Origin of the sequence: Enterobacter sp. J49, assembly GCF_002148625.1 — a bacterium.
Classification (GTDB): domain Bacteria; phylum Pseudomonadota; class Gammaproteobacteria; order Enterobacterales; family Enterobacteriaceae; genus Enterobacter; species Enterobacter ludwigii.
Genome location: NZ_MWPY01000028.1, coordinates 82,988 through 108,314, shown reverse-complemented (window position 1 = coordinate 108,314; position 25,327 = coordinate 82,988). Strand labels below are relative to the sequence as shown.

Sequence of the window (25,327 nt, the reverse complement as noted above, 5' to 3'; positions counted from 1 at the left end):
CCATCATATTATTCGCAAGACGTAAATACATACATGATTGTATTTACAGCCCTTAATTAAACTCACAACCGAGTGTAGAATTTCTCATTTCACAAATAACTCTGACCATTAATAGAATTCCCGCGCTTGTGAATCAATACGTTAATTACACGCACACAAGAAAATGTCCACTTTTTGGTTAAGGAATAACAGTGAAAAAACTTCTTCTCGCCACTCTGATTGCCGTGGCTTCTCACGCTGCGCTCGCCGACTCTACCGTTGTGATGAAGGTGAAAGGCAAAATGAATAATGCGTCCTGTACGCCTGAATTAAGCAATGGCGGTTCAATCGATTTTGGCACCATCGCCCTGGATCAACTTTCTCCTACCCAGACGAATCAGATGGGTCAAAAGGACATGTCGTTAACCATTACCTGCCCTTCAGCGACCAAAGTGGCCTGGAGCATCGCGGACAATAAAGAAGATACCAATGCGGCAAATGACCTGACGTCCAGCCAGTTCTACATCCGCGATGCGGCGGATAACGGAGGTGATGCCTGGGGCGCTGGTACGACCTATGGCGTTGGCACCACGGCGGCGGGCGAAAAGATTGGGGCGTATGCCATCGCAACACGCGTGAACGAAGTTACCGCCAATGGTCTTCCGGCTCAGGCCATTTATGCCCCGGCGTACGTCAACAGCAATGGCGAATACATGTGGCGTAACCTGAGTACCGGTATTATTGCCAACGGTAACGCAGAAATTATGACGGCGACCACCCCAGGCAAATCTTCTCCGCTGGCGATTACCAACGTCGTCTTCCCGTTTAAAGTCTCGATGGCCATTGTGAATACCGATCGCCTGACCACGACCGATGAAGCTCAGCTGAGCGGCGAAACCACCATTACGCTGGTTTATCTCTGATACGTTAAGGTCATGTTTTCTTTTCTCCGGCGGAGATATTCCGCCGTTTTAAAGCAGAATATAAATCCATTCATATCTGATTGTAATGACTTAATAAAATCTCAATGTGCTCGTTAGAAAATCTAATTATTGCATTCTGTGAATCATTAATAGAATCAGCGGCGCTTGTTATTTAACACGTGTATTCATGCAAGCACTTTGCGGACTAAAAATATCTTTTTTAGTCACTCTCTTTCAGGTTAAGGAATAACAATGAAAAAGCTTCTTCTTGCCACCGTGCTATCCATGGCGGCAACAGCCGTTTGCGCAGAACCGACCGCCATGCTCAAAGTACAGGGCTCACTGACCAGCGCAGGCTGCGTGCCGGAAATCAGCAACGGGGGTCTGGCCAACTTCGGTGAAATCGGTCTGGACTCCCTCTCCTCCAGCGTGCCATATCAGGCAGGCCATAAAGATGTCACCCTGACCATCAAGTGCCAATCCGCCACACGCGTGGGCTGGACGCTTCACGACGATCGAGCGGACTCCAACGCCGGTGCCAGCCTGCCAGCTAACCAGTTCCACGTGGATAACGCTACCGCAAACGGTGGCCAGGCATCTGGCTCCAGCCAACTGAACGGCGTAGGTAAAACCAGCGCCGGCGAGAACATCGGTGCGTATGCCATTTCTACCTACCTGACCTCCGTTACTGCAGACGGCGCGGCGGTACAGCCTATCGCGGCTACCCTGTATACCGGCGGCACGATCAGCAGCAGAAGCTGGATGAACATGTGGACCAGCGGCATCCTCTCCAACGATGGCACCGACGTCATGACCGTTTCCAAAAGCGGCCAGCGTGCACCTTTAGCCTTCATGAGCGCGGCATTCCCGCTGAAGATTGCGCTGGCCGTAGCCCCAAGCGACAAGCTGACCCTGACCGACAAAACCGAGCTTGAAGGCCAGTCAACGATCACCCTGGTTTACCTCTAATCCAGCCCCCTGACGCAAAACTCTCCAGTTACATGGGGAGTTTTTTCCTGACCAGCGAATGAAACCCACTATGTCTACGATCCACACATCAACACGTTTGATCTGCTCACTGTGCCTCGCCCTTCCGGCTTCGCTTTTTGCCGCCGGAATGGTGCCTGAAACCACCCTGCTGCTGATTGACGAAGCGAACCACGGCGGCGTCATGAGCGTGAAAAACACCGACAGCATTCCCACCCTGCTTTACACCTCCATCCGGGATATCGGGGGCGACCAGGGGGTAAAACTCAACGTCACCCAGCCGGTGGTGCGCCTCGAGCCAGGCCAGGAGCAACAGGTTCGCTTTATTCTTGAAACCGACAAACCGCTTAGCGTTGAACAGTACAAACGCGTGGTGTTCGAAGGTATTCCGCCCAAAAGCACGGATAAAAACGTGAAGGTCGGGATCAACCTGCGTCAGGATTTACCGGTCCTGATCCATCCCAAAGATCTGCCGGTGGTCACCGACGCCTGGAAATTACTGACCTGGTCAGTCACCGGGAAAGAGGTCAAGGTGCAGAATCCGTCCGCCTACGTGGTCCGTTTCTCCACCTCTGTCACCTTACTGCCTTCGCATACGGAAGGTCTGGTCAACAAGACGTTTATCCTGCCGGGAGAGACCATGACGGTGCAGACCGACACCCCGGTTAATGGCACCGATAACGCCATTGAGTTCAATCCGGCCAGCCGTTACGGGATTGAAGTTGAGAGCTTTACCGCTTCCCTGACGCGCCAGTAAGACAGGGATGTTTTGGTGATTGAGTTCTCTTTGCGTAATCAGACGCTTCGCGCCGCCATACTGGGGGCTTTGACGTTGCCCGCCCAGTCGGTATTGGCGGCCGGTATGGATTTTAATACCGATATTCTGGCGACCCGCGGTATCAGCACCAACCTCGCCCACTACTTCTCCCAGGCCCAGCGATACCTGCCGGGGCCGCATGCCGTGCAGGTAAAAATTAACGGCGTCGATAAAGGTACGCTTGCGATCCGCGTGGGAGAGGAAGGGCAACTGTGTCTGGATGATGACTTTACCCGTGCGGCAGGTCTTCTTCCGCTGAATATCGATGCAAAAGAGCCCTGCCATAGTCTTCTGCAAGATTACCCGACGGCCACCGTCACGCTGCTACCCAACGCGGAGTCGCTTGAGATTTATGTTCCCGCAGAGGCGATGGACAATGGTTTCTATGCCGCGAAATACTACGCGCACGGCGGTGCGGCGGGTCTTATCAATTACAGTGCGTTCAGCAACTACAACGAGTACGGCAGCGGTGGAAACAGTACCTTTTCCCAGGGCAATATTGGCGCCGGTCTCAACGTGGCGAACTGGACGCTGCGCAGCAACTTTATCCTGACCGACGATAACGGAACCCGCAGCACAGAGAATCTCTATACCTACGCGGAACACGTCTTCGAAGAACGGAAACTTCGCATTCAGGCGGGGCAGATTAACGTCAACTCGGCGCTGTTCAGTGGCGCACAAATTAATGGCGTTCAGTTCCTGCCGGAAACGGGCCTGCAACCGAATATTCCGGCGACGACCATTTCCGGCATCGCCCGCACCAACCAGGCGCGCGTTGACGTTCGTCAGTCCGGGCAGGTTATCTACTCTTCGCTGGTGAATGCCGGTCCGTTTACTCTGACCGATGTCCCGGTGGTACGTGGCAACGTGGATTTGGACATCAGCGTGGTCGAAACCGACGGTTCCACCACGACGTTTACGGTTCCCTCCTCCTCACTGAACGTGAGCGGGATGACGCGCACCGAAGGGCTCAGCGTCTCTTTGGGTAAAGTTCGCGATACCGGGGATGAACAAGGGTCGCCCTGGGTATTTAATTTTTCTGATGGAACCCGGTTTACGCCCCAGCTCACCGGCGTCACGGCGGGCGTGCTGGCAGAGCAGTATCAGGCGGTCGGGGCGATGCTGGAATGGTCGCCAGCCGAGTACTGGCTCCTTTCTCCCAGCGTTCAGATGAGCCGCGCGCAGTTCTACGGTCAACAAAATGGCCGCAAGATAGAATTGCAAAGTCACCTTTCCCTGCCTGAGCAACTCACGCTTGGGGTCAGCGCATCAACTTACAGCACCGGCTACCGGGAGTTAAACGAGGCGATGGACGCTGAATCCCAGCGCTATCAAAGCGCCTGGAATACCAGCCTCAACTGGAACAACGCGTGGGTTGGCTCGCTTTCATTCCAGTACAGCGAGAATGCCGGCGATGAAGAGAGCAGTAGCTCCCGCTACCTGATGGTCTCCTGGGGCAAGAGTCTGGGGCACACGTCGCTCTCAGTGAACTGGCAGCACGCCCTCAGCAACAGTGAGACGGAGAAGGGCGGCACAAGTGATGGCGACCTGCTCTATCTTAATCTGGTCATTCCGTTTGGCACTGAGCGCATCAGTACCTATATGCGCAGCCAGGGTGAAAAACAAAACCTCGGTATTCAGGACAGCGGATCGTGGGGTCAGAACACCAATTACAACCTCTCGGTCGATCGCGATAATCAGGACAAGACCCAGTCGTTTAACGGCAATGTCAGCACCAACCTGCACTACGCACAGCTGGGCATGGCCGCAGGGCTGAATGACGGGAACCAGCATAATTACAGCACCTCCCTCAGCGGCGGCATCGCCCTGCATGGTCATGGCATTACGTTTGCACCCTACCCGATTAAAGACACCTTTGGCATTGCGCGATTAAGCGAGCCGGAAAGCGGTATTCAAATCACCACGCCCGATGGAACCGTCTGGACCGATGCGTGGGGACAAGCCGTGGTGCCGGGTCTGCGCGAGTGGCAAACCTCTCAGATTGTCATTGATGCCAGCTCCCTGCCACAGGGAATGGATTTATCGAACGGGATACAGACCGTTTCTGCAGCTTACGGCTCATTCGCGCAGGTGGATTTCCACGTGCTGAACACGCGTCGTCTAATGCTGAGCGTGAAACGCCCTGACGGGTCATGGCTCGCCAGAGGGCTTAGCGTGGTGGATAAAGACAGCCGTTATATCGTGAGCGTAATGGATAACGGCAGCGTGTTTATTCCCGACGCCACGGATGCGCCCGCCCTGTATGTGGTGGACGACAACATGGCAAAAATTTGCCACATCACGTATTCGCTCAGCGAAGACAAAAATACCGAGTCCTATTACGAAAAAGCAGAAGGAATGTGCCAGTGAAAACCTGTTATTCCCTTTTATTCGCGGCGTTTGCCAGCATGATTTTGCTCTTCTCCGCACGCGCGTCCAGTGAAGAGTGTCAGGTTACGTTTTCGCAGCCTGTTGTCTCGTTTGGAAAACTCAAACCGTCGGATATCGCCGCCTCGCAGAAGAACTGGAACCGGATGCCGGCCAAAGAAATTACGGCCAACGTCTTCTGCCCCGAGCCGAGAGTGATGGCGCTGTTTCTGCAGTCCACTGCCGGCGTCAACGGGGGGGTTCTCTTTGGTCTGGACGGGCGACTGGCCATTATTGCCGACAATATGGTGGTTGACGGGCATGCCTGCACGCTGGCGAAAACGACGGACCGTATCGGTTTTACGCCCTCCTCCAGCCCGACGCAACGCGCGTTTATCAAAAATAATGAAGGTCTCGTTGCCCGGCAAAATGCCGCGCCGGTGCGGGGTAAACACATGAGCTTCACCCTTAAGATTGTTCCCGTCATTAATAACAGCCAGCTTCGTCATGTTGCTGACAATACCCTTCTTGAGAGCAATATGGCCTGGGAATTATTAACACAGGAATAACCCCATTCACGCGTCAGGTACCTGCCTGCGTGAAGCGTAGAAAAGCACTACCGTTACCAATACTGACGGGTTAATACCCCGCAATATCATGCTTTTTATTTATGTTAAGGATTAACAATGAAAAAATGTTTACTCGTTGTCGCGCTGGCCCTGGCGGCCACATCCGCACACGCGGGCGATACCGCCGTGCTGAAAGTCAAAGCCTCGCTTGCCGGTGCCTCGTGTGTACCGGAGCTGAGCAATAATGGCGTGATCGATTTTGGCAGGATTCATATTGGCGATTTGTCGCAAACCCAGGCTACGCAGCTGGGCGAAAAAGGGGTGATGCTGACGATCAACTGCCCAACGCCAACAAAGGTGGGCTGGAGCATTGCGGATAACCGTACCGATTCCAACGCCAGCACGGGCAGCAGTAACCTGAAGGTGAAAAACGCCAATGCTAACGGCGGTGAGCTTCGCGGTGCGATGAACACCTTTGGGCTGGGCAAAACGCACGATGGTAAAAACATCGGCGCGTACTCCATTTACACCACGCCAGGCGATGTGACGGCGAACGGCAATAACGCTGAGCCTATCCGTACGGCCGTGACCGCGGGAGCGGGCGTGAGCCGCTGGCAGAAAGCCAACGGTGGTACCATCGCCAATAAAGATTTGGGTCTGATGAGCGTTGCGCCGGCGGGCAAAAACGACCCAATGGCGGTCACCAGCGTCTCTTTCCCGCTGAACGTGTCGCTGGCGGTCGAGAATCTGAAGAATCTGTCTTTAACGGAAGATACGGAGTTTGACGGTCAGGCGACCATCAGCGTGGTGTATTTGTAACCGGGAGGAGCATGCCGGGCAGCGGACGCCGCCCGGCAGTACAACATTACTCTTTGTCGCCCAGCAGAACGGATTCCAGCGCGATTTTGATCATGTCGTTGAAGGTGGTCTGACGCTCAGCAGCGGTCGTCTGCTCGTGCGTACGGATATGGTCAGACACGGTGCAGATGGTCAGTGCTTTCGCGCCAAACTCAGCCGCGACACCGTAGATCCCTGCCGCTTCCATTTCCACACCCAGGATGCCGTATTTTTCCATCACGTCGAACATCTCGCCGCCGTCTGGTGCATAGAACAGATCAGCAGAGAACAGGTTACCCACGCGTGCGTCTACGCCCAGCGCTTTTGCGGCGTCAACCGCGTTACGCACCATGCCGAAGTCAGCGATGGCGGCAAAGTCATGGTCTTTGAAACGCATACGGTTAACTTTAGAGTCCGTGCACGCGCCCATGCCGATAACCACATCACGCAGCTTAACGTCCATACGTACTGCACCGCAGGAGCCTACGCGAATGATTTTCTTCACGCCGAAATCGGTGATCAGCTCTTTAGTGTAGATGGAGCAGGATGGGATACCCATACCGTGACCCATCACGGAGATTTTGCGGCCTTTGTACGTACCGGTGAAGCCCAGCATGCCGCGAACGTTGTTCACTTCACGCACGTCTTCGAGGAAAGTTTCTGCAATGTGCTTCGCGCGCAGCGGGTCGCCCGGCATCAATACGACGTCAGCGAAATCACCCATTTCGGCATTAATGTGAGGAGTTGCCATCTTCAGTTCCTTTTATCGTGTTTTTGCCGGGCGGCGGCGGCGCCTGCCCGGCCTGCATGGTGTTCTCCCTCTCCCGGAGGGAGAGGGGATACGCCCGGATGTGTTTAGAACATGGCCTTGCCATATTCCATGTCGGACGTACCAAAGTATTTCGCAATAGTCTGACCGATATCGGCGAAGGTTTCACGGTGGCCCAGTGAGCCAGGTTTCACTTTCGGGCCGTACACCAGCACAGGAATGTGCTCGCGTGTGTGGTCGGTACCGGTCCAGGTTGGGTCGCAGCCGTGGTCGGCGGTCAGGATCAGAATGTCATCTTCACCCACCAGCTCCATCAGCTCCGGCAGACGGCGGTCAAACAGTTCCAGGCCCGCGGCATAACCGGCCACGTCACGACGGTGGCCCCAGGAGGAGTCGAAGTCCACGAAGTTGGTGAAGACGATAGTCTTGTCACCCGCTTCTTTCATCTCTTTGATGGTGGCGTCAAACAGCGCATCCAGACCGGTGGCTTTCACTTTTTTGGTGATACCGCAGTTGGCATAGATGTCTGCAATTTTCCCCACGGACACCACGTGGCCGTCTTTCTCGTCAACCAGCTTCTGCAGTACGGTCGGTGCCGGTGGCTCAACGGCCAGGTCATGACGGTTACCGGTGCGCTGGAAGTTACCCGCTTTATCACCGATAAACGGACGTGCAATCACGCGACCGATGTTATAGCCGCCTTCGGTCAGCTCTTCACGTGCGATTTCGCACAGCTCGTAAAGCTTATCCAGGCCAAAGGTCTCTTCGTGGCAGGCAATCTGGAACACGGAGTCGGCAGAGGTGTAGAAAATCGGCTTGCCGGTTTTCATGTGCTCTTCACCGAGTTCGTCCAGAATCACGGTACCGGAAGAGTGACAGTTACCGAGGTAGCCCGGCAGATTGGCACGCTTAACCAGCTTGTCCAGCAGCTCCTGCGGGAAGCTGTTCTCGTGATCGGAGAAGTAACCCCAGTCGAAGAGAACCGGCACGCCGGCGATTTCCCAGTGGCCAGACGGGGTATCTTTACCGGAAGAGAGCTCGTGCGCCCAGGCGTACGCGCCTACCACTTCCGCATTGCCGTCCATACCGGCTGCAATTTTACCGGTAGAACCTTCATGGGCTTTTACCAGACCCAGACGGGTCAGGTTTGGCAGAGTCAGAGGGCCTTTACGACCGTTGTCCGCTTCGCCTTTCGCACAGGCTTCAGCGATGTGACCCATGGTATCGGAACCCACGTCACCAAAACGTTCTGCATCTTCGGTTGCGCCGATGCCGAATGAGTCCAGCACCATAATAAATGCACGTTTCATAATTGTTCTCCGTACGTAGTGCTTCAAAAATTATCGATCAGATCAGTATACCGCTATTCGGTGATACGGCGATAGACAGTCGGTGTGCTTTGCGGTGCTTTATCATCAAGCGTAATGGCCGCTTTCACCGCCTTCGCCGCTTCCTGCCAGCTGGCTTCATCTTTCGCGTGGATCACGGCCAGCGGACGTTGACCATCGACGCTGTCACCCAGACGCGCCATATCGGTAAAGCCGACGCTGTAATCAATGGTGTCCGAGGCCTGACGACGACCGCCGCCCATCGACACGACCGCCATGCCGAGCGCGCGCGTATCCATCGCCGAGACAAAGCCTTCGGTATCGGCGTAGACCGCTTTGCTGAGCGTCGCCGTTGGCAGGTATTTCGCGTAGTGTTCCACGAAGTCGGTCGGGCCTTTCTGCGCCGCTACCATGCGGCCGAAGATCTCTGCCGCTTTGCCGTTATCCAGCACCGCCTGAAGTTTGGCGCGTGCGTCGGCATCATCGCTGGCGAGCTTGCCGGAGATCAGCATCTCCACGCACAGGGCCATGGTGACATCAAGCAGACGCGGGTTCCGGTATTCACCGGTGAGGAACTGCACGGCTTCACGCACTTCCACGGCGTTGCCTGCGCTGGACGCCAGCACCTGGTTCATGTCCGTCAGCAGGGCGGTAGTACGCACGCCCGCTCCGTTGGAGACGCCCACAATGGCTTCTGCCAGCGCCGCGGAAAGTTCACAGGTCGGCATAAAGGCGCCGCTGCCCACTTTCACATCCATGACCAGCGCATCCAGGCCTTCCGCCAGTTTCTTGGCGAGGATAGAGGCGGTAATCAGGGGAATAGAGTCAACGGTCGCGGTGATATCGCGGGTCGCGTAGAAGCGCTTGTCTGCAGGAGCAAGAGAGCTGGTCTGGCCGATAATCGCCACACCAACGTCTTTAATAATGTCGCGGAAGCGATGGTCATCCGGGAAGATATCGAAGCCCGGGATGGCTTCCAGTTTGTCCAGCGTACCGCCGGTATGTCCCAGGCCACGCCCGGAGATCATGGGGATATAACCACCACAGGCCGCCACCATTGGGCCCAGCATCAGCGACGTCACGTCACCTACACCGCCGGTTGAGTGTTTATCCACAATCGGGCCGTTGAGGTTAAGGCTTTTCCAGTCCAGAACGGTTCCTGAATCTCGCATCGCCATGGTCAGCGATACACGCTCAGGCATCGACATATCGTGGAAGAAAATGGTCATCGCCAGAGCAGCAATCTGCCCTTCAGAGATGGTGTTATCACGAATGCCATTGATAAAGAAGCGGATCTCTTCGTCGCTTAATGCATGACCATCACGTTTTTTACGAATAATTTCTTGTGCGAGAAACACGGTAACCCCCGAGAAAACAGGTTAAATGCGGCGGATGGCCCGCCGCAGGATAAAAATCAGTAGCTGCTTGCGCTCTTACCGTCGCCGTGACCCAGCGCTTTCAGCAGGCTCGCCAGCAGGCTGGATGCACCAAAGCGATAGTGACGGGAATCCGCCCACGCCGGGCCAAACAGTTCGTCGGCAATCGCCAGGAACTGCTGCGCATCTTCAGCCGTGCGCACGCCGCCCGCAGGTTTGAAGCCTACGGTTTTTTCCACGCCCATATCACGGATCACTTCCATCATGATGCGCGCGCTTTCCGGCGTTGCGTTCACCGGCACTTTACCGGTAGAGGTTTTGATGAAATCCGCACCCGCGTTGATGGAGATTTCAGACGCTTTACGGATCAGCGCTTCTTCTTTCAGCTCACCGGTTTCGATGATCACTTTCAGCAGCACGTTTGCCGCAGCACAAGCGTCTTTACACGCTTTCACCAGGTCAAAACCAACCTGCTCGTTACCGGCGATCAGCGCACGGTACGGGAATACCACGTCCACTTCGTCAGCGCCGTACGCGATGGCCGCGCGGGTTTCAGCCAGCGCAATCTCGATGTCGTCATTGCCGTGCGGGAAGTTAGTCACGGTTGCAATGCGTACATCCGGCGTGCCCTGCTCTTTCAGCGTCTTACGGGCAATGGGGATAAAGCGCGGGTAGATACAGACGGCTGCAGTGTTCCCGACGGGCGTTTTCGCCTGATGGCACAGGGCGATGACTTTCTCATTGGTGTCGTCATCATTCAGGGTGGTCAGGTCCATCAGTTTCAACGCGCGCAGGCTGCTTGCAGTTAAATCGGTCATAACATTCTCCAACGGCATCGCCGTATAAATTTCACCTTGCGGTCTGTGACTATTCTAACATCCAGCCGCACTTACACTTCGACATTCATCACAGTTAATGAAAACTGCGTACAAATTTGCATTACTGTAATGAGATGAACTTCAAATTTTACTGCTGTCGCTGCTGATTAAAGCAGCGATACCCGGTGTGGGATCAAAAGTCCCCCCGGGATGACTTCCTACAATTCGGTCATCATCCGCAGAACCATAAAGGAAGCGAATATGTCCCACGCCAGCCCTCACGCACTGCAACAACGTTGCCAGCAAATTGTGACAAGCCCGGTATTGACCCCCGAGCAAAAACGTCATTTTCTGGCGCTGGAGGCGGAGAACAATCTTCCCTACCCCGCGCTGCCTCAGGCCGCTCGCACCGCGCTGGAAGAGGGATTTATCTGCGACATGTTCGAAGGCCATGCGCCTTATAAACCGCGCTATGTTCTGCCTGATTACGCCAGATTCCTCGCCAACGGCTCGGCATGGCTGGAACTGGAAGGGGCAAAGGATCTGGATGACGCGCTCTCACTGCTGACCATCCTGTACCACCATGTTCCTTCTGTCACATCGATGCCGGTCTTCCTCGGTCATCTTGATGCATTACTGCAACCGTATGTTAATATTCTAACACAAGAAGAAATCGATAGCCGAATAAAACGTTTCTGGCGCTATCTCGACAGAACGCTTCCGGATGCGTTTATGCATGCCAATATTGGTCCGGCGGACACGCCCGTTACCCGCGCGATTTTACGCGCTGATGCAGAGCTGAAGCAGGTCGCACCGAATCTGACCTTTATTTATGATCCCGATATCACGCCAGATTCGCTGCTGCTCAGGGTGGCCGAAAATCTCTGTGAATGCAGCAAACCCCATATTTCTAACGGCCCAGTGAATGATAAAATTTTCACAAAAGGCCGTTATGGTATCGTGAGTTGTTACAACTCCCTGCCGCTGGCAGGCGGTGGCAGCACGCTGGTGCGCCTTAACCTGAAGGCCATTGCCGAACACAGCGACTCGCCCGAAGACTTTTTTACCCGTACGTTGCCCCACTACTGCCAGCAGCAACTGGCCGTCATCAATGCCCGCTGCGAGTTCCTGTATCAAAAATCCGGCTTCTTTGAGAATAGCTTCCTCGTCAAAGAGGGGCTGATTGATCCCGACCGCTTTGTGCCGATGTTCGGCATGTACGGCCTGGCCGAAGCGGTGAACGTGCTGTGCGAGAAAGCGGGGTCACCGGGCCGTTACGGTAAAGACGAACAGGCCAACGCGCTTGGATATCGCATCAGCGAGCAGCTCGCGGCGTTTGTTGAAAGCACACCGGTGAAATACGGCTGGAAACAGCGTGCGATGCTGCATGCCCAGTCCGGAATAAGCTCTGATATCGGTACGACGCCGGGCGCGCGGTTGCCTTACGGGGAGGAGCCGGACCCGATTAGCCACCTGCTGAGCGTGGCGCCTCACCACAAGCACTATCACGCCGGGATTAGCGACATCCTGACGCTGGACGAGACGGTCAAACGCAACCCGCAGGCTGTGGTGCAACTGTGTCTGGGTGCGTTCAATGCCGGAATGCGGGAGTTCACCGCCAACGTGGCCGGTAACGATCTGGTACGCGTGACCGGATATATGGTGCGGTTGTCCGACCTGGAGAAATACCGTGAAGCAGGGTCACGCACTAACACCACCTGGCTTGGAGAAGAAGCCGCCCGACATACACGCATCCTGGAGCGCCAGCCACGCGTGATAAGCCATGAACAGCAGATGCGCTTTAGTTAGTCAGGTGATCCCCTTCTCCTGCGTGGACGGGCCGGGCAGCCGCCTGGCTCTGTTTCTCCAGGGCTGCAACCTGCGCTGCAAAACCTGCCACAATCCGTGGACCATCGGACGCTGCAATGACTGTGGCGACTGCGTACCCCACTGCCCGCACGATGCGCTGAACATACAGGCCGGGCGGGTCTGGTGGCAGGAGAGTCAGTGTCAGCAGTGTGATACCTGCCTGCAGTTGTGCCAGCAGCAGGCAACACCAATGGCACACCGTTTTAGCGTCGACGAGATCCTCATTCAGCTCTCTAAATCCGCGCCCTTTATTGAAGGTATTACCGTGAGCGGCGGTGAAGCGACAACGCAGCTACCGTTCCTGGTAGCGCTCTTCACGGCGATCAAAGCCGATCCCGCCCTGCAACACCTGACGTGCCTGGTGGACAGTAACGGTCTGTTAGGGGAAACCGGCTGGCAAAAACTGCTGCCGGTATTCGACGGGGCAATGGTGGATTTGAAGGCCTGGGGGAACGAACACCATCGCTTCCTGACCGGACGCGAAAATCCGCAGATTAAGCACAGTATCCGCTGGCTGGCACACCACCAGCGGCTGGCGGAACTGCGATTACTGGTGATCCCGGAGCAGTGTGATTATCTGGAGCATCTCAAAGCGCTGACGGCGTTTATCCACGCGTTGGGCAATGTCCCGGTACGCATTAACGCCTTTCATGCTCACGGCGTTTACGGTGAAGCGGCGTCCTGGCGCAGCGCCACGCCAGAAGATATTGAGCCGCTGGCGCGGGCACTGGAACAACAGCAGATCGTGGTGATCCGACCGGCGCTTTATCTATAACGTAATACCAAATACCGCGCGGGTATTCTCCAGCAGGGCATGCGCAATCACCTCTTTCGGCTCCTCGCGCAGCTCACACAGCGTGTCAAAGACCCGAGCGGCCTGCTCCGGGCGATTTGGCTGCCCCTGAAAACCGTTGAGCGGCATATCCGGTGCGTCGGTTTCCAGTAATAATGCTTCGAGCGGCAGTTGCGCCATCACATCGCGGGTTTTACTGGCGCGTGGATAGGTGATGGTACCCCCGACGCCAATTTTATAGCCCAGCGCAATAAAGCGCTGCGCCTGCTGCAGGCTCCCTGAAAAACCGTGCACAACGCCCCTTCGCGGAAGATCGATACGCTTCAGATGCATTGCCAGTTTGTCATGGGTTCGGCGGGAGTGAAGGATCACCGGCAGATCGTGGCGCTTCGCCAGCCGCAGCTGCGCATCAAGGATCGTCTGCTGGCGCGCAAACTGCGGATCGTCGCGATAGAGATCGAGGCCGATCTCACCGATGGCGACAAGTTTGTCGCCAGCCGTCTGCACAATGGCGTCCAGCGCGTCGATATGCTCATCAAGATGGTGTTCAATCACAATGGGATGCAGGCCGAGCGCGGCGTACAGCGCCTGGTGCCGCCTTGAGAGATCCAGTACCCGCTCAAAGTATGCCGCTTCAACCGCCGGCACAATTATCGCCTCTACGCCGGCATGTGCAGCTCGCGTGATGCTTTGCTCTTCATCCCCCGTAAACGGTGGAAAATCAAAATGACAGTGGGTATCGATAAACCGGTACGTCACGCCAGATCCTCATTATCTAACAATGCGTCATTCGCCTGCGGAGCATCCACCAGCGGCATCGCCAGCGCATCATTCGCCACCACTGCCGGTGGGGTAATAATGGCTTTATGACGATGTATAGGCGGTTGTTTAGCCAGCAGTTTGCCTATTGTCGCCAGGAAGTAACGCCCGCACAGACGCCCCGTTTTATAATCGGTACGCAGCGCAGGAACGCGGCTGCCCAGCGCCATGCTGACCAGCGGTTTAGGCGGGTAAATTTCAAATATACGCAGCTTACCCGGCGGTTTTTCAATAAAGCGCTGCATAGCGCCGTAGGTCGTTTCATGCTGCTTCGCGATGTTGACCAGGTGTTGCAGGCTGCTGTCGCCTAACCAGCGCTCCATGCGTTTAAACCATTGCGGGGTATAGTACATTTGCGACGGGACGGTGCGGATCACCACAATGGTGTTTGCCCCGCGTCGCGCAGCTTCCTGTACCGGCACCGCGTCACTGATGCCGCCGTCCAGATAGCTGATGCCGTCCAGCAGCGCGCCGGAACGATAGAAACCGGGAATGGCGCTGGAGGCGCGAATGATATCCAGCCAGTTCTCTTTTTGAGGAGAGAAATACCCCGGCGTGTAGTCATCACCACGGCTGGCGCACATCCAGAACTCTTTTCCGCTGTCGAACAGGCGCGCCGCCGTATCCATTGCCAGCGGCATCTGGCTTGAGGTCGAATCCAGCAGCCAGTCAAGGTCAATCAGGTTCCCGCCACGCACAAAGCGCACCGGGTTGAAAAATTCTTTCGCCGTGGTGTAGCGCATGATCACTTTTCGCGCGTAGCCGGGCTGGTTACAGACATAAGCAGAGAGGTTTTGCGCCCCGGCAGAGGTCCCGAAGTACAGGTCAAACGGGTTGAATTGCGCGCGCATAAACTCGTCCAGCACACCGGCCGTAAAAATGCCGCGCTGTCCGCCACCTTCACACACCAGCGCAAGCGGGCCTGCGCGAAACGGCTTTAACGCCAGCGGCGCAATATTGCCGAGCGTAACGGGAATTCGTTGCCCCACCTCTGCTTTCCTGTTTTCATTTTTCTGTTATGACACAGTAGCGCACCCGACCAGCGACTGAAACAAGAAAAAGCCAGTCACGAGGACTGGCTTTTTTTGTTGAAGGAATATTGCGTTTGCTACGGACGTCGACGACCCGTAAACAGGCTGACCAGGAACAGAATGATACCTACGACGAAGACAATTTTTGCTGCCCATGCCGCTGTACCTGCCAGACCACCAAAGCCCAATGCGGCGGCAATTAACGCGATAACCAGAAATATAATGCCCCAACGAAACATAAGCTTCTCCTTTACCATAGTTAATGTCGGCCGCTAAATGTGAGCGCGCTCAGGTCACTCACCGGCGATTTTCCAGAGTCATTTTTATTTCGCCCGCTGACGTTAGCCAGACGGGCGAATGGTGCAGATTTACTTCGTTTTCAGATCGTTTTTAACGCTTTTAACACCATCTATCGCTTTCGCGATGGACTCGGCGCGCTCACTTTGCGCCTGAGAATCGACCGTACCGGAAAGCTGAACCACGCCATCGGTGGTTTCCACTTTCACTTTACGAGATGGCACGATGTCATCTGCTAAAAGTTTAGCTTTGATTTCGCTGGTGGTGGCTGCATCTCCGGCATACCCTTTCACCGACGCGTTTTTGCTGTCCCGAACGTGCAATTTGTCGCTCACGGACGCTACACCTTCAACACCCTTCGCCACTTTTACCGCCTGTTCGGCCTGGGCCTGGCTTTCTACAAAACCACTCAGGGTGACAACTTTCTTGTCAGTTTTAACGGAAATATCGGTGCTCTTGATAGCTTCATCATCCACCAGTGCGGCTTTCACTTTTGCTGTGATTGAGCTGTCATCCATGAAATTACCGACTTTATTCATAGAGCTATCGATTTTTTGCCCTGCGGTATCGGCGGTGGACTGCGCTTTATCCATAGTGCTGGTTTCAGCCAGAGCAGAACCACTTACCAGGATGCTACCCAGTGTCACAGCCAGCAGAGTTTTAGAAATCTTCAGTCTTGTCATATTCATCGATGTATTCCTGTGTATACCCGTCATTCGGGCGACATACTTCCCTAATTGCTAGTTTTATATATTGCGAATGAACACACGGGCAAAATGGAGAACCCAAAGTCATGCATTGAACAGTTAATTCATCCACGCCCGGTGTTAAACACTGAGTTAAATATAGATCACTCTCACAGTGCCGCTTTCAGATTTGGGTAAAAAACGAGCAAAAGACGCGAAATAATGTTGAATTAAGAACATTCCGCAAGAGATTAATAAGACAGGAAATAAAGAAGAGCACGGCGATTGCCGTGCTCTGAGAGGGGATCAGTGTTCGCGCGTTTTGCGGAACTGGACATCAGGATAACGTTCCTGAGTCAGGTTCAGGTTGACCATGGTTGGAGCGATATACGTCAGGTTATCACCGCCATCCAGCGCCAGCTGCACTTCGTTCTTACGTTTAAATTCTTCGAATTTCTTCACGTCAGAACACTCTACCCAGCGCGCGGTCGCCACGTTAACCGATTCATAGATCGCTTCCACGTTGTACTCGCTCTTCAGACGCGCAACGACCACGTCGAACTGCAGCACACCGACAGCGCCTACGATCAGATCGTTGTTAGCGATAGGGCGGAACACCTGGACTGCGCCCTCTTCGGAAAGCTGAACCAGCCCTTTCAGCAGCTGTTTCTGCTTCAGCGGATCGCGCAGGCGAATACGACGGAACAGTTCCGGTGCGAAGTTCGGAATACCGGTGAACTTCATCATTTCACCCTGGGTGAAGGTATCGCCGATCTGAATCGTACCGTGGTTGTGCAGACCGATGATGTCGCCCGGATAGGCTTCTTCAACGTGCGAACGGTCGCCCGCCATAAAGGTCAGCGCGTCGGAGATCACCACATCTTTACCGATACGTACCTGACGCAGCTTCATGCCCTTTTCATACTTACCGGACACCACGCGCATAAAGGCGACGCGGTCACGGTGTTTCGGGTCCATGTTGGCCTGAATTTTAAAGACGAAACCGGTGAACTTCTCTTCTTTCGCTTCCACTTCACGGGTGTCAGTTTTACGTGACATCGGTTGTGGCGCCCACTCCACCAGGCCATCAAGCATATGGTCAACGCCGAAGTTACCCAGCGCGGTACCAAAGAAGACCGGGGTGATTTCACCGCTCAGGAACAGCTCTCTGTCGAATTCGTGAGATGCACCTTGAACCAGCTCCAGCTCGTCACGCAGCTGCGCGGCCAGCTCTTCACCCACAGCCGCATCCAGCTCCGGGTTATCCAGACCTTTTACGATACGGACTTCCTGAATGGTATGGCCTTTGCCGGTCTGGTAAAGATAGGTTTCGTCTTTATAAAGGTGATAGACACCCTTGAACAGCTTGCCGCAGCCAATGGGCCAGGTGATAGGCGCACAGGCAATTTTCAGCTCGTTTTCCACTTCATCCATCAGCTCCATCGGGTCGCGGATGTCACGGTCGAGTTTGTTCATAAAGGTGAGGATCGGCGTATCACGCAGACGGGTAACTTCCATCAGCTTACGGGTACGATCTTCTACCCCTTTCGCGGCGTCGATGACCATCAGACAGCAGTCCACCGCCGTCAGCGTACGATAGGTATCTTCCGAGAAGTCTTCGTGCCCCGGGGTATCCAGCAGGTTGACCAGGCAATCATGATACGGGAACTGCATCACGGAGGTGGTAATGGAAATACCACGCTGCTTTTCCATCTCCATCCAGTCAGATTTTGCATGCTGGTTGGAACCACGGCCTTTTACGGTACCCGCAGTCTGAATCGCCTGTCCGAACAGCAACACCTTCTCGGTGATGGTCGTTTTACCGGCATCCGGGTGAGAGATAATGGCAAAAGTACGGCGCCTGGCCACCTCTTGCAGATAAGGAGACAACGTCATAATGAAATCTTCTATATAAGCGCGGCGTCAGGCCGCGCATCATGGGATACGAAAAATGCGGCTATTTTACCCATCAATGGGGGGCAGGCAATCATTGTTTACACAGGAGCTGCTCCAGTTCGTTCAATGACGTGACGGTCCAGGTCGGCTGGATACCTTCCGGCAACGTGCGACCGTGTGCATTCAGCCAGACGGTCGACAGGCCGGCGTTCATCCCGCCACGAATATCCGACTCCGCGGTGTCCCCGACCATCAGCACTCGTTCACGATCGGGATTGCCCGCTTGTTCCAGCGCATAATCAAAAATACGCGGATCCGGCTTAGGTACGCCCACCTCTTCAGAGATCACCAGCGCGTCAAAATGATCGCGCAGGCCCGTACGCTCAAGGCGGATCTGCTGCAGGGCGGTAAACCCGTTGGTAATAATGCCCAGCTTCGCCTTGCCCTTCAGGGCGTCCAGCAGGGAAACCGCGCCCGGCAACGGCGCGCAGATATCCGCCATGGCATTAAGAAAGGCATCGTTAAGCGCACCCGGGCTGACGTTTAACCGCTCGGCCCAGACATCAAAGCGCTGGTGCTGCAGCTGTAACGCGGTGATGGCACCGTTCTGGTAATCCACCCACAGCGGTTTGTTTACCGCCTGATAGTCCTGAAAGTCTTCAGCGGTGAAGGTAACGCTATAATCGAGAAACATCCGCTGTAGGCCGCCAAACGAGTCAAACGTAAACAGCGTTTCGTCGGCATCAAAGAAAATCCAGTCCCATTTCATCGTTACAACCTTATTTTAGTTATCCAAGCGGCAGAGCCATTATGATGGCGTCTTCACGTCCCTCTGCGGTGGGGTAGTAGTTACGGCGGATAGTCGCCTCGTTAAAGCCTAAGCTTTCATAGAGTGCGATGGCGGCGACATTCGACGCGCGCACCTCCAGCCACAGGGTGAAAACGTCACGGGTTTCGAGCTCGCGAATGAGATGTTCAAGCAGTTCTCTTCCCAGCCCCCGGCGCTGATACGCGGGATCAACCGCGATATTAAACAGCGTCGCTTCGTCCAGAACGACCTGCGTGATGGCAAAAGCGGCCATCGTGCCGTCGACGTCCAGACGGTAATTCAGATACCGCTCGCCCTGATTGCTGGCGAGGGTTTTTTCGCTCCATGGAAAAGCATGGGCGCGCGTTTCAATCGCGTACGCCGCGGTCAGATCAGGCGTCGTGAGGGAAGAAATCGTGTTCATAGTCGCAGATTTGTTGCCATAGCGCGCTGCGCGCTTTTGGGTTGGCTTTCAGTTCGTCCAGCGCTGGCGAGCAGATCTGGCTCCCTTCCAGGGAGACCTCATCGATGTCTCCCATACGCCAGCTGTTGCAGCGGCTGTCGGATGGCAGCATGGTGACCCTGTCTGGCGTAAGCTGTAAAACCTGTTCAGTGGTCAGCTTCAGGCTACGAAGGACATCACCAATAAGGGGTTCATTCAGGGCAGGCAGTTCCTCCGCCACCATCACCAGCCGGACGTGCGCAGGGATGGAGATGGCGATTTCGCCCTGCAACGCCGTCGGGCGACGCAAGGCCCACTGGGTGATGCCCAGTTGCTGCAACTGCCAGTCTCGTCGGGATGTCATAGGGAAAACTCCTGTCTCTCAGGCGCGCAAATATAGCAAATGTGTCGAAACTGCGCCATCTACCTACTATAATCCCCGCCTGAGTTAATTGAGGAACAATTCATGTCTGCATTTACCCCGGCAAGTGAAGTCTTGCTGCGTCACAGTGATGATTTCGAAGAAAGCCGTATTCTGTTTGCCGGAGATATGCAGGATGACCTGCCCGCACGTTTCGACTGTGCTGAAAGCCGTGCCCACACCCAATACTACCACCACTGGCAGGTACTGAGCCGCCAGATGGACGACCGCGCGCGCTTTAGCCTGGTCGCTGAACAGAGCGACATCGCCGACTGCGACACGCTCATCTACTACTGGCCGAAGAACAAGCCAGAAGCCCAGTTCCAGCTGATGAACCTGCTTTCTCTGCTGCCCGTTGGCTGCGATATTTTCGTGGTCGGTGAGAACCGCAGCGGCGTTCGTAGCGCAGAACAGATGCTGGAAGGCTATGCGCAGCTGAATAAAATCGACAGTGCCCGTCGCTGTGGCCTGTATCACGGCCGTCTGGAAAAACAGGCGACCTTTGATGCTGAGAGATTCTGGGATGAGTATCAGCTTGACGGTCTGACCATTAAAACTCTGCCAGGCGTCTTCAGCCGCGACGGTCTGGACGTGGGCAGCCAGCTGCTGCTCTCCACCCTGACGCCGCATACGAAAGGCAAAGTGCTGGATGTCGGCTGTGGCGCGGGTGTACTGGCGACCGTACTGGCGAGCCATTCGCCAAAAGTGCGCTTAACCCTGTGCGATGTGAGCGCCCCGGCGGTTGAAGCAAGCCGCGCAACGCTTGCTGCAAACGGCCTGGAAGGCGACGTGTTTGCCAGCAACGTCTTCTCTGACGTGAATGGCCGTTTCGACATGATCATCTCCAACCCGCCGTTCCACGATGGCATGGAAACCAGCCTTGAAGCGGCGCAAACGCTGATCCGTGGTGCAGTACGTCATCTGAACAGCGGGGGTGAACTGCGTATCGTGGCTAACGCCTTCTTACCGTACCCGAAAGTGCTGGATGAAACCTTTGGCTTCCATGAAGTCATCGCCCAGACGGGTCGCTTTAAGGTTTACCGCACCGTGATGACGCGTCAGGCTAAGAAGTAATCCCCTTATCTGGCAGGCCGGATACGCGTAACCGCTATCCGGCAAAACCTGGCGCTACCATCGGCCATTTTTGCAGCAATCAAAACAGCGTGCGCATTTTTCTGTTGACGTAAAGCTGAAAACATCTAGAATGCGCCTCCGTGGTTACGATACTTTTACAGTGTCGATGGTATGCGAAGGTGGCGGAATTGGTAGACGCGCTAGCTTCAGGTGTTAGTGTCCTTACGGACGTGGGGGTTCAAGTCCCCCCCCTCGCACCATAAATCACGTTGATATTGCTCGCACTGGGCGAAGGTGGCGGAATTGGTAGACGCGCTAGCTTCAGGTGTTAGTGTTCTTACGGACGTGGGGGTTCAAGTCCCCCCCCTCGCACCAACGAGGCGATATCAAAAAAGTAAGATGACTGTGCGAAGGTGGCGGAATTGGTAGACGCGCTAGCTTCAGGTGTTAGTGTCCTTACGGACGTGGGGGTTCAAGTCCCCCCCCTCGCACCAATTATCTTACATCCTTTCTGACGTTCTTCTCGCTTTCCGCTTATTTCAAACTCATCAGTATCACCAGAATTCCACTGACCAGTGCTACGCATGACGGCAGTAACACAAAGTGGCGTAGCTGTTTATGCCAGATCATCCCTGACGTCACTAACAGTCCTGACACAATGAGCGCTTTCCAGACATCAATGGAGAGATCGGCAAACATCAGACCGCCAAGAATCGCCCCCGGCAGTAACACTCCCCAACCACTTCCCAGCGCCCTGTTCAACATGGTTCGCCCTCTCACACTGATAATGATAACCAATATCATATGATATCAATTATCATTTGTCAGCACGATTAATCAAAAACTCTCCCCCTTTACCTTTCCTGTAATGACAGGAAATGCCTAAGGTGATAAATTGCTCACCTGTTAACTAGACCTAAAGTTTTTCTGATAATTACTCTTTGAGTTTTTTGCATCTTTCATTGCGAAACAACACCTATTTACCTGTTTTAATTAAATATTAATAAAAACGCACTACTATGACATCACAATCCTGGCGGTCTTTGGTCCACAGTAAATATCAATTATCGTTACGTTTATTTTTATTTTTGAACGCGACCTCAGCTGTGTTCTCGGTAACAAACCCGCTCTATTCTATTCGCCTGTTATCGGTCCCTCTGATTTCTATTTTTGTTATCAGCATCGGGCTACTCGTCTGGCACTGGAAAAAGAGAACCCGCAAGGTAAATATTCCTGCCGTTTCAGCGATCTTCGGTATTTTATGGGCATGGCAGGTGGCCTCGAAATTTTCGTTAATTACCCACGATCAGGCGACCTATTTGATCATGGCATTATTAACGGTACTGTTTATTGGTACGCTGGCCTTCGCCAGTAATATCAAAGCATTTACGCTGCACTCCTTCCCCACCTTTATTGTCTGCCTGTGGTTAAGTAATCATGATATATGGCTGAGAATGACCTATTCTTTCGCACTTCCTGTGGTAGCAATTGCGATTCATAACATTTTGCAAAGACGTAACGATCGCTTCGCGCAGGAACTGCTTTCCCGTTTGCTGGAGGAGCGTGAGACCCTCACCGATCTGAGCATGATGGACCCGCTTACCGGCCTTTATAACCGTCGCGGACTGCAAAGCCGGCTGGAGAATCTTCCGGCAGTGGAGAACGGCGAGCACTTTGTCCTGCTGATGGATATCGACCACTTTAAGGCCTACAACGACCACTACGGCCATATGATGGGCGACCAGGCGCTGATCCGGGTCTCTGCTGCCATCCGTGATGCCGTGCGTTCACGCGATATTGTGGCGCGCTTCGGCGGGGAAGAATTTATGGTTCTGCTGACCAATATTTCTCTCGAGCATGCCCGCCAGACGGCAGAGCGGATCCGCCAGAAAGTCTACGATTTAAAAATCCCGCATATGTTCAATGAAAGCGTGGCGACAAACGTCACCATCAGCATTGGGATTGCCATTTTTGAGGATGAAGACGCCGAAGGCGCACTGGAGAAAGCGGACAAAGCCCTCTACGAAGCAAAGCATATGGGGCGCAATAACATCCTGCTGAGCGAAGAGCTTCAGACCGCGTAAGCGCGGCGTCATATAACGAGGACAAAAGTCTTGCCATCGGTATGAGCAATAGTTAGGATTGGCAATCATTATCATTTAGATTTGTATCTCTACTATGGCCACTCATACCGCACAAATCGTTGAACCACTTCTCTGGAGAGCCCGCCTCCCCACCGGGAATGTTTCGCTTGCGGATGCCATCAGGGATAAGATCGCTAAAACCCGCGCCCACCTGCTGGACTTTATCAGGCTGGATGAAGCGCACCCGCACCACGCCATGACGCTGGAAGAGTGGCGACAGCCGTCGACACTGCAGTCGTTGCTGGCAACCTATTCCGACCATATCTATCGCAATCAACCGACCCTTACGCGGGAAAATAAACCCCTGCTCTCCCTCTGGGCGCAGTGGTATATCGGGCTGATGGTGCCCCCACTCATGCTGGCGCTGCTCACACAAAAGGGCATGCTGGAACTCTCCCCGGAATATTTTCATGTCGAGTTCCACGAGACCGGCCGTGCGGCCTGTTTCTGGATTGATCTCCACGAAGACCAGAACGCAGAGCACCTCTCTGCTCAGGAACGTATGGAGCAACTCATTACTCGCGCCCTGATCCCGGTAGTGGATGCGCTGGAAGAGACGGGGGAAATCAACGGGAAGCTTATCTGGAGCAATACCGGGTATTTAATCCACTGGTATTTGACGGAAATGAAACCTCTGCTCGGTGATGAGAAGGTCGAGGCCCTGCGCCAGTCCTGTTTCTTTGCAAAACAGCTTTCCGATGGTCGCGATAACCCGTTATTCCGCACCGTGGTCCTTCGTGACGGGCTTCTGGTTCGTCGCACCTGCTGCCAGCGTTATCGCCTGCCGGACGTTCAGCAGTGTGGAGATTGTACGCTCAAGTAAGGTCAGGTGTTGCCGGGCCGCATTAACGCTGACCCGGCATCCGTTTCTCACGCTACCTGCTGATTTTCCTCTTCCGCATTACGTTGCGCTTCTTCTGCTTCCTGCTCCAGCAGTTGCTTCTCGTACACTTTAAAGAACGGGAAGTAGATGATGGCCGATACGCACGCCAGGACCACTACCAGAATGGCTGCACGGAAATCCCAGCCCAGCGCCCATGCGGCACCTACCGGTGCAGGTGCCGTCCACGGCACAACGGAGATCACGCGGCCAATCAGATCGAACTTCATCGCCGACCAGGCCAGCACGGCGTTAACCATGGGTGCCAGCAGGAACGGAATAAAGAACACCGGGTTCATGACAATCGGCGTACCGAATATAACGGGTTCGTTGATGTTAAACAGGCTTGGCACCACGCTCAGGCGGCCGATAGAACGCAGATGAGCGGAGCGGCTGCGCAGGTAGCAGAACACCAGCCCCATCGTGGCACCTGACCCCCCGATGACGATAAAGAACGTCCAGAACGCTTCCATAAAAATATGCGGCAGCGGCTGGCTGGCGGCCAGCGCGGTCTGGTTAGCGCCCAGGTTGGTCAGCCAGAACATCTGCAACATCCCGGAGACAATCGCGGCGCCGTGGATCCCGGCGAACCACAGCAAATGCCCAATCAACACCGCCAGCAGGATTGCCGGCAGGGAGTCTGCGGCGGAAACCAGCGGTTTGAAGACAGACATAATCGCCTGCGGGATCAGCATGCCAAACTCAGACTGAATCACCAGACTCAGCGGGTAAAGCGTCAACACCACCACCAGCACCGGGATCAACAGATCAAAAGAGTTTTTGATCATCGGCGGAACCTGGTCCGGCAGACGGATCCCGATGTTATGTGCTTTGAGAAAACGCATCATCTCAACGCAGTAGATAGCCACCAGAATCGCGGTAAAAATGCCTGTCCCGCCGAGGCTGTCGACCGGAAGCGTGCCTTTGGTTTTCGGCGCCGCGACCAGCAGAAACGCCATCAGCGACAGCATGGCGCACATAAACGGGTCTAACTGATGCGATTTGACATAGTGTTTGCCAAGGTTATAGGCAATGGCCGCGCAGATATACAGGGACATAACGCCCATCGTCATATCAAACGGCGTGAGGATCTGACCTTCAAATTGCTTCGCCATGTCCAGCCAGGCGCGCGCGAAACCCCAGGTGGTATCAGGCGAAAACGGTGGATACGCGAAGACGAGTAAAAATGAACCCACAATCATGAACGGCATCGCGGAGATAAAGCCATCACGAATAGCCATAACATGACGCTGGGAGGAGATCCGCCCGGCAATCGGGCTGACGTAATTTTCTACAAAACGAAATATCAGATTAAACGCAGCATGGTTGGCAGACATAGCAGATCTCCTTTCAGACGTTTATGACGGGCGCATGCACGCCATACGTTGGTCCATACA

The 25,327-nt window shown here is 54.6% G+C and carries 25 protein-coding genes and 3 tRNA genes; 14 read left to right on the top strand and 14 right to left on the bottom strand.

The window, feature by feature from the left end; genetic code table 11:
* The first annotated feature begins 191 nt into the window (after positions 1 to 191).
* The 6 genes from BJP35_RS07845 to BJP35_RS07820 all read left to right on the top strand — a co-directional run bounded on the left by BJP35_RS07845 (position 192) and on the right by BJP35_RS07820 (position 6,461).
* Positions 192 to 902: a DUF1120 domain-containing protein gene (locus BJP35_RS07845; protein ID WP_020885275.1), complete on the top strand. Its 711-nt coding sequence runs from the start codon at positions 192 to 194 to the stop codon at positions 900 to 902.
* 252 nt (positions 903 to 1,154) lie between these two features.
* Positions 1,155 to 1,871, top strand: a complete 717-nt coding sequence (locus BJP35_RS07840; protein ID WP_014168534.1) for a DUF1120 domain-containing protein — start codon at positions 1,155 to 1,157, stop codon at positions 1,869 to 1,871.
* Positions 1,872 to 1,941: 70 nt separating this feature from the next.
* Positions 1,942 to 2,646: a fimbria/pilus chaperone family protein gene (locus BJP35_RS07835; RefSeq protein WP_044867940.1), complete on the top strand. Its 705-nt coding sequence runs from the start codon at positions 1,942 to 1,944 to the stop codon at positions 2,644 to 2,646.
* A 15-nt stretch (positions 2,647 to 2,661) separates the two neighbouring features.
* On the top strand, positions 2,662 to 5,076 hold the full coding sequence (locus tag BJP35_RS07830) for a fimbrial biogenesis usher protein (protein ID WP_063214207.1): 2,415 nt from the start codon (positions 2,662 to 2,664) through the stop codon (positions 5,074 to 5,076).
* Positions 5,073 to 5,642: a hypothetical protein gene (locus BJP35_RS07825; RefSeq protein ID WP_237767346.1), complete on the top strand. Its 570-nt coding sequence runs from the start codon at positions 5,073 to 5,075 to the stop codon at positions 5,640 to 5,642. The genes BJP35_RS07830 and BJP35_RS07825 overlap by 4 nt, the downstream gene beginning before the upstream one ends.
* Before the next feature lie 117 nt (positions 5,643 to 5,759).
* Positions 5,760 to 6,461, top strand: coding sequence for a DUF1120 domain-containing protein (locus tag BJP35_RS07820; protein WP_014168530.1), 702 nt, complete (start codon positions 5,760 to 5,762; stop codon positions 6,459 to 6,461).
* 46 nt (positions 6,462 to 6,507) lie between these two features.
* Here BJP35_RS07820 and deoD read toward each other — a convergent pair whose 3' ends face one another.
* The 4 genes from deoD to deoC form a co-directional block, all read right to left on the bottom strand.
* Positions 6,508 to 7,230 carry a purine-nucleoside phosphorylase gene (gene deoD, locus BJP35_RS07815; RefSeq protein ID WP_013095492.1) on the bottom strand — a complete coding sequence of 241 codons (723 nt, stop codon included), beginning with the start codon at positions 7,228 to 7,230 and terminating at the stop codon, positions 6,508 to 6,510.
* A gap of 104 nt (positions 7,231 to 7,334) precedes the next feature.
* Positions 7,335 to 8,558, bottom strand: coding sequence for a phosphopentomutase (gene deoB / locus BJP35_RS07810; protein ID WP_020885280.1), 1,224 nt, complete (start codon positions 8,556 to 8,558; stop codon positions 7,335 to 7,337).
* Between the two features lie 53 nt (positions 8,559 to 8,611).
* Positions 8,612 to 9,934, bottom strand: coding sequence for a thymidine phosphorylase (gene deoA, locus BJP35_RS07805; RefSeq protein ID WP_047743355.1), 1,323 nt, complete (start codon positions 9,932 to 9,934; stop codon positions 8,612 to 8,614).
* A 56-nt stretch (positions 9,935 to 9,990) separates the two neighbouring features.
* Entirely contained in the window at positions 9,991 to 10,770 is a 780-nt protein-coding gene (gene deoC, locus BJP35_RS07800) for a deoxyribose-phosphate aldolase (RefSeq protein WP_020885282.1), read from the bottom strand.
* A gap of 261 nt (positions 10,771 to 11,031) precedes the next feature.
* On the opposite strand from deoC, the gene BJP35_RS07795 reads away from it, so the two are divergent.
* A complete protein-coding gene (locus BJP35_RS07795; protein WP_047743352.1) occupies positions 11,032 to 12,579 on the top strand; it encodes a YjjI family glycine radical enzyme in 1,548 nt (515 codons plus the stop codon).
* Positions 12,554 to 13,414 carry a YjjW family glycine radical enzyme activase gene (locus tag BJP35_RS07790; protein ID WP_044866206.1) on the top strand — a complete coding sequence of 287 codons (861 nt, stop codon included), beginning with the start codon at positions 12,554 to 12,556 and terminating at the stop codon, positions 13,412 to 13,414. Before BJP35_RS07795 ends, BJP35_RS07790 begins: the two co-directional genes overlap by 26 nt.
* Here the strand turns inward: BJP35_RS07790 and BJP35_RS07785 are convergent.
* The 8 genes from BJP35_RS07785 to BJP35_RS07750 all read right to left on the bottom strand — a co-directional run bounded on the left by BJP35_RS07785 (position 13,409) and on the right by BJP35_RS07750 (position 19,775).
* Positions 13,409 to 14,191: a TatD family hydrolase gene (locus BJP35_RS07785; RefSeq protein WP_047743349.1), complete on the bottom strand. Its 783-nt coding sequence runs from the start codon at positions 14,189 to 14,191 to the stop codon at positions 13,409 to 13,411. The genes BJP35_RS07790 and BJP35_RS07785 overlap by 6 nt on opposite strands.
* Positions 14,188 to 15,240 (bottom strand): patatin family protein, encoded by a 1,053-nt coding sequence (locus tag BJP35_RS07780; RefSeq protein ID WP_086463020.1) that lies wholly within the window; start codon positions 15,238 to 15,240, stop codon positions 14,188 to 14,190. The genes BJP35_RS07785 and BJP35_RS07780 overlap by 4 nt, the downstream gene beginning before the upstream one ends.
* A gap of 119 nt (positions 15,241 to 15,359) precedes the next feature.
* Positions 15,360 to 15,521 carry a DUF1328 domain-containing protein gene (locus BJP35_RS07775; RefSeq protein WP_003856556.1) on the bottom strand — a complete coding sequence of 54 codons (162 nt, stop codon included), beginning with the start codon at positions 15,519 to 15,521 and terminating at the stop codon, positions 15,360 to 15,362.
* Between the two features lie 129 nt (positions 15,522 to 15,650).
* The gene (osmY, locus tag BJP35_RS07770) at positions 15,651 to 16,268 is read right to left on the bottom strand and encodes a molecular chaperone OsmY (protein WP_020885287.1); all 618 of its coding nucleotides are present in this window, start codon (positions 16,266 to 16,268) and stop codon (positions 15,651 to 15,653) included.
* Between the two features lie 303 nt (positions 16,269 to 16,571).
* Positions 16,572 to 18,161, bottom strand: a complete 1,590-nt coding sequence (gene prfC, locus BJP35_RS07765) for a peptide chain release factor 3 (RefSeq protein ID WP_014168520.1) — start codon at positions 18,159 to 18,161, stop codon at positions 16,572 to 16,574.
* A 91-nt stretch (positions 18,162 to 18,252) separates the two neighbouring features.
* A complete protein-coding gene (yjjG, locus tag BJP35_RS07760; RefSeq protein ID WP_014168519.1) occupies positions 18,253 to 18,930 on the bottom strand; it encodes a pyrimidine 5'-nucleotidase in 678 nt (225 codons plus the stop codon).
* A gap of 19 nt (positions 18,931 to 18,949) precedes the next feature.
* Entirely contained in the window at positions 18,950 to 19,393 is a 444-nt protein-coding gene (gene rimI / locus BJP35_RS07755; RefSeq protein ID WP_020885288.1) for a ribosomal protein S18-alanine N-acetyltransferase, read from the bottom strand.
* Positions 19,362 to 19,775, bottom strand: a complete 414-nt coding sequence (locus BJP35_RS07750) for a DNA polymerase III subunit psi (protein WP_086463019.1) — start codon at positions 19,773 to 19,775, stop codon at positions 19,362 to 19,364. Before BJP35_RS07750 ends, rimI begins: the two co-directional genes overlap by 32 nt.
* 102 nt (positions 19,776 to 19,877) lie before the next feature.
* On the opposite strand from BJP35_RS07750, the gene rsmC reads away from it, so the two are divergent.
* The 4 genes from rsmC (at position 19,878) to BJP35_RS07730 (ending at position 21,400) form a co-directional block, all read left to right on the top strand.
* Entirely contained in the window at positions 19,878 to 20,906 is a 1,029-nt protein-coding gene (gene rsmC, locus BJP35_RS07745; RefSeq protein WP_086463018.1) for a 16S rRNA (guanine(1207)-N(2))-methyltransferase RsmC, read from the top strand.
* Positions 20,907 to 21,079: 173 nt separating this feature from the next.
* Positions 21,080 to 21,166, top strand: a tRNA-Leu gene (locus BJP35_RS07740).
* 28 nt (positions 21,167 to 21,194) lie between these two features.
* A tRNA-Leu gene (locus BJP35_RS07735) sits at positions 21,195 to 21,281 on the top strand.
* A 32-nt stretch (positions 21,282 to 21,313) separates the two neighbouring features.
* Positions 21,314 to 21,400 (top strand) — tRNA-Leu (locus BJP35_RS07730).
* A gap of 40 nt (positions 21,401 to 21,440) precedes the next feature.
* Here BJP35_RS07730 and BJP35_RS07725 read toward each other — a convergent pair.
* Complete coding sequence (locus BJP35_RS07725) at positions 21,441 to 21,710, bottom strand: DUF1435 domain-containing protein (RefSeq protein ID WP_062777987.1); 270 nt, start codon at positions 21,708 to 21,710, stop codon at positions 21,441 to 21,443.
* A 215-nt stretch (positions 21,711 to 21,925) separates the two neighbouring features.
* On the opposite strand from BJP35_RS07725, the gene BJP35_RS07720 reads away from it, so the two are divergent.
* Both BJP35_RS07720 and fhuF read left to right on the top strand, forming a co-directional pair.
* Positions 21,926 to 22,990, top strand: coding sequence for a GGDEF domain-containing protein (locus BJP35_RS07720; protein ID WP_020885291.1), 1,065 nt, complete (start codon positions 21,926 to 21,928; stop codon positions 22,988 to 22,990).
* Between the two features lie 94 nt (positions 22,991 to 23,084).
* Positions 23,085 to 23,873, top strand: coding sequence for a siderophore-iron reductase FhuF (fhuF, locus tag BJP35_RS07715; RefSeq protein ID WP_020885292.1), 789 nt, complete (start codon positions 23,085 to 23,087; stop codon positions 23,871 to 23,873).
* 47 nt (positions 23,874 to 23,920) lie between these two features.
* Here the strand turns inward: fhuF and BJP35_RS07710 are convergent, their stop codons facing one another.
* On the bottom strand, positions 23,921 to 25,267 hold the full coding sequence (locus BJP35_RS07710) for a PTS sugar transporter subunit IIC (RefSeq protein WP_025205610.1): 1,347 nt from the start codon (positions 25,265 to 25,267) through the stop codon (positions 23,921 to 23,923).
* Positions 25,268 to 25,327 lie beyond the last annotated feature (60 nt).

What these genes read in the sequence shown, in the direction of transcription:
- BJP35_RS07840 (WP_014168534.1), top strand. Translation starts at nt 1,155, where the DNA reads ATGAAAAAGCTTCTTCTTGCCACCGTGCTATCCATGGCGGCAACAGCC.
- BJP35_RS07835 (WP_044867940.1), top strand. Translation starts at nt 1,942, where the DNA reads ATGTCTACGATCCACACATCAACACGTTTGATCTGCTCACTGTGCCTC.
- BJP35_RS07820 (WP_014168530.1), top strand. Translation starts at nt 5,760, where the DNA reads ATGAAAAAATGTTTACTCGTTGTCGCGCTGGCCCTGGCGGCCACATCC.
- deoD (WP_013095492.1), bottom strand. Translation starts at nt 7,230, where the DNA reads ATGGCAACTCCTCACATTAATGCCGAAATGGGTGATTTCGCTGACGTC.
- deoB (WP_020885280.1), bottom strand. Translation starts at nt 8,558, where the DNA reads ATGAAACGTGCATTTATTATGGTGCTGGACTCATTCGGCATCGGCGCA.
- deoC (WP_020885282.1), bottom strand. Translation starts at nt 10,770, where the DNA reads ATGACCGATTTAACTGCAAGCAGCCTGCGCGCGTTGAAACTGATGGAC.
- BJP35_RS07795 (WP_047743352.1), top strand. Translation starts at nt 11,032, where the DNA reads ATGTCCCACGCCAGCCCTCACGCACTGCAACAACGTTGCCAGCAAATT.
- BJP35_RS07790 (WP_044866206.1), top strand. Translation starts at nt 12,554, where the DNA reads ATGAACAGCAGATGCGCTTTAGTTAGTCAGGTGATCCCCTTCTCCTGC.
- BJP35_RS07775 (WP_003856556.1), bottom strand. Translation starts at nt 15,521, where the DNA reads ATGTTTCGTTGGGGCATTATATTTCTGGTTATCGCGTTAATTGCCGCC.
- osmY (WP_020885287.1), bottom strand. Translation starts at nt 16,268, where the DNA reads ATGAATATGACAAGACTGAAGATTTCTAAAACTCTGCTGGCTGTGACA.
- prfC (WP_014168520.1), bottom strand. Translation starts at nt 18,161, where the DNA reads ATGACGTTGTCTCCTTATCTGCAAGAGGTGGCCAGGCGCCGTACTTTT.
- yjjG (WP_014168519.1), bottom strand. Translation starts at nt 18,930, where the DNA reads ATGAAATGGGACTGGATTTTCTTTGATGCCGACGAAACGCTGTTTACG.
- rimI (WP_020885288.1), bottom strand. Translation starts at nt 19,393, where the DNA reads ATGAACACGATTTCTTCCCTCACGACGCCTGATCTGACCGCGGCGTAC.
- BJP35_RS07750 (WP_086463019.1), bottom strand. Translation starts at nt 19,775, where the DNA reads ATGACATCCCGACGAGACTGGCAGTTGCAGCAACTGGGCATCACCCAG.
- rsmC (WP_086463018.1), top strand. Translation starts at nt 19,878, where the DNA reads ATGTCTGCATTTACCCCGGCAAGTGAAGTCTTGCTGCGTCACAGTGAT.
- BJP35_RS07725 (WP_062777987.1), bottom strand. Translation starts at nt 21,710, where the DNA reads ATGATATTGGTTATCATTATCAGTGTGAGAGGGCGAACCATGTTGAAC.
- BJP35_RS07720 (WP_020885291.1), top strand. Translation starts at nt 21,926, where the DNA reads ATGACATCACAATCCTGGCGGTCTTTGGTCCACAGTAAATATCAATTA.
- fhuF (WP_020885292.1), top strand. Translation starts at nt 23,085, where the DNA reads ATGGCCACTCATACCGCACAAATCGTTGAACCACTTCTCTGGAGAGCC.
- BJP35_RS07710 (WP_025205610.1), bottom strand. Translation starts at nt 25,267, where the DNA reads ATGTCTGCCAACCATGCTGCGTTTAATCTGATATTTCGTTTTGTAGAA.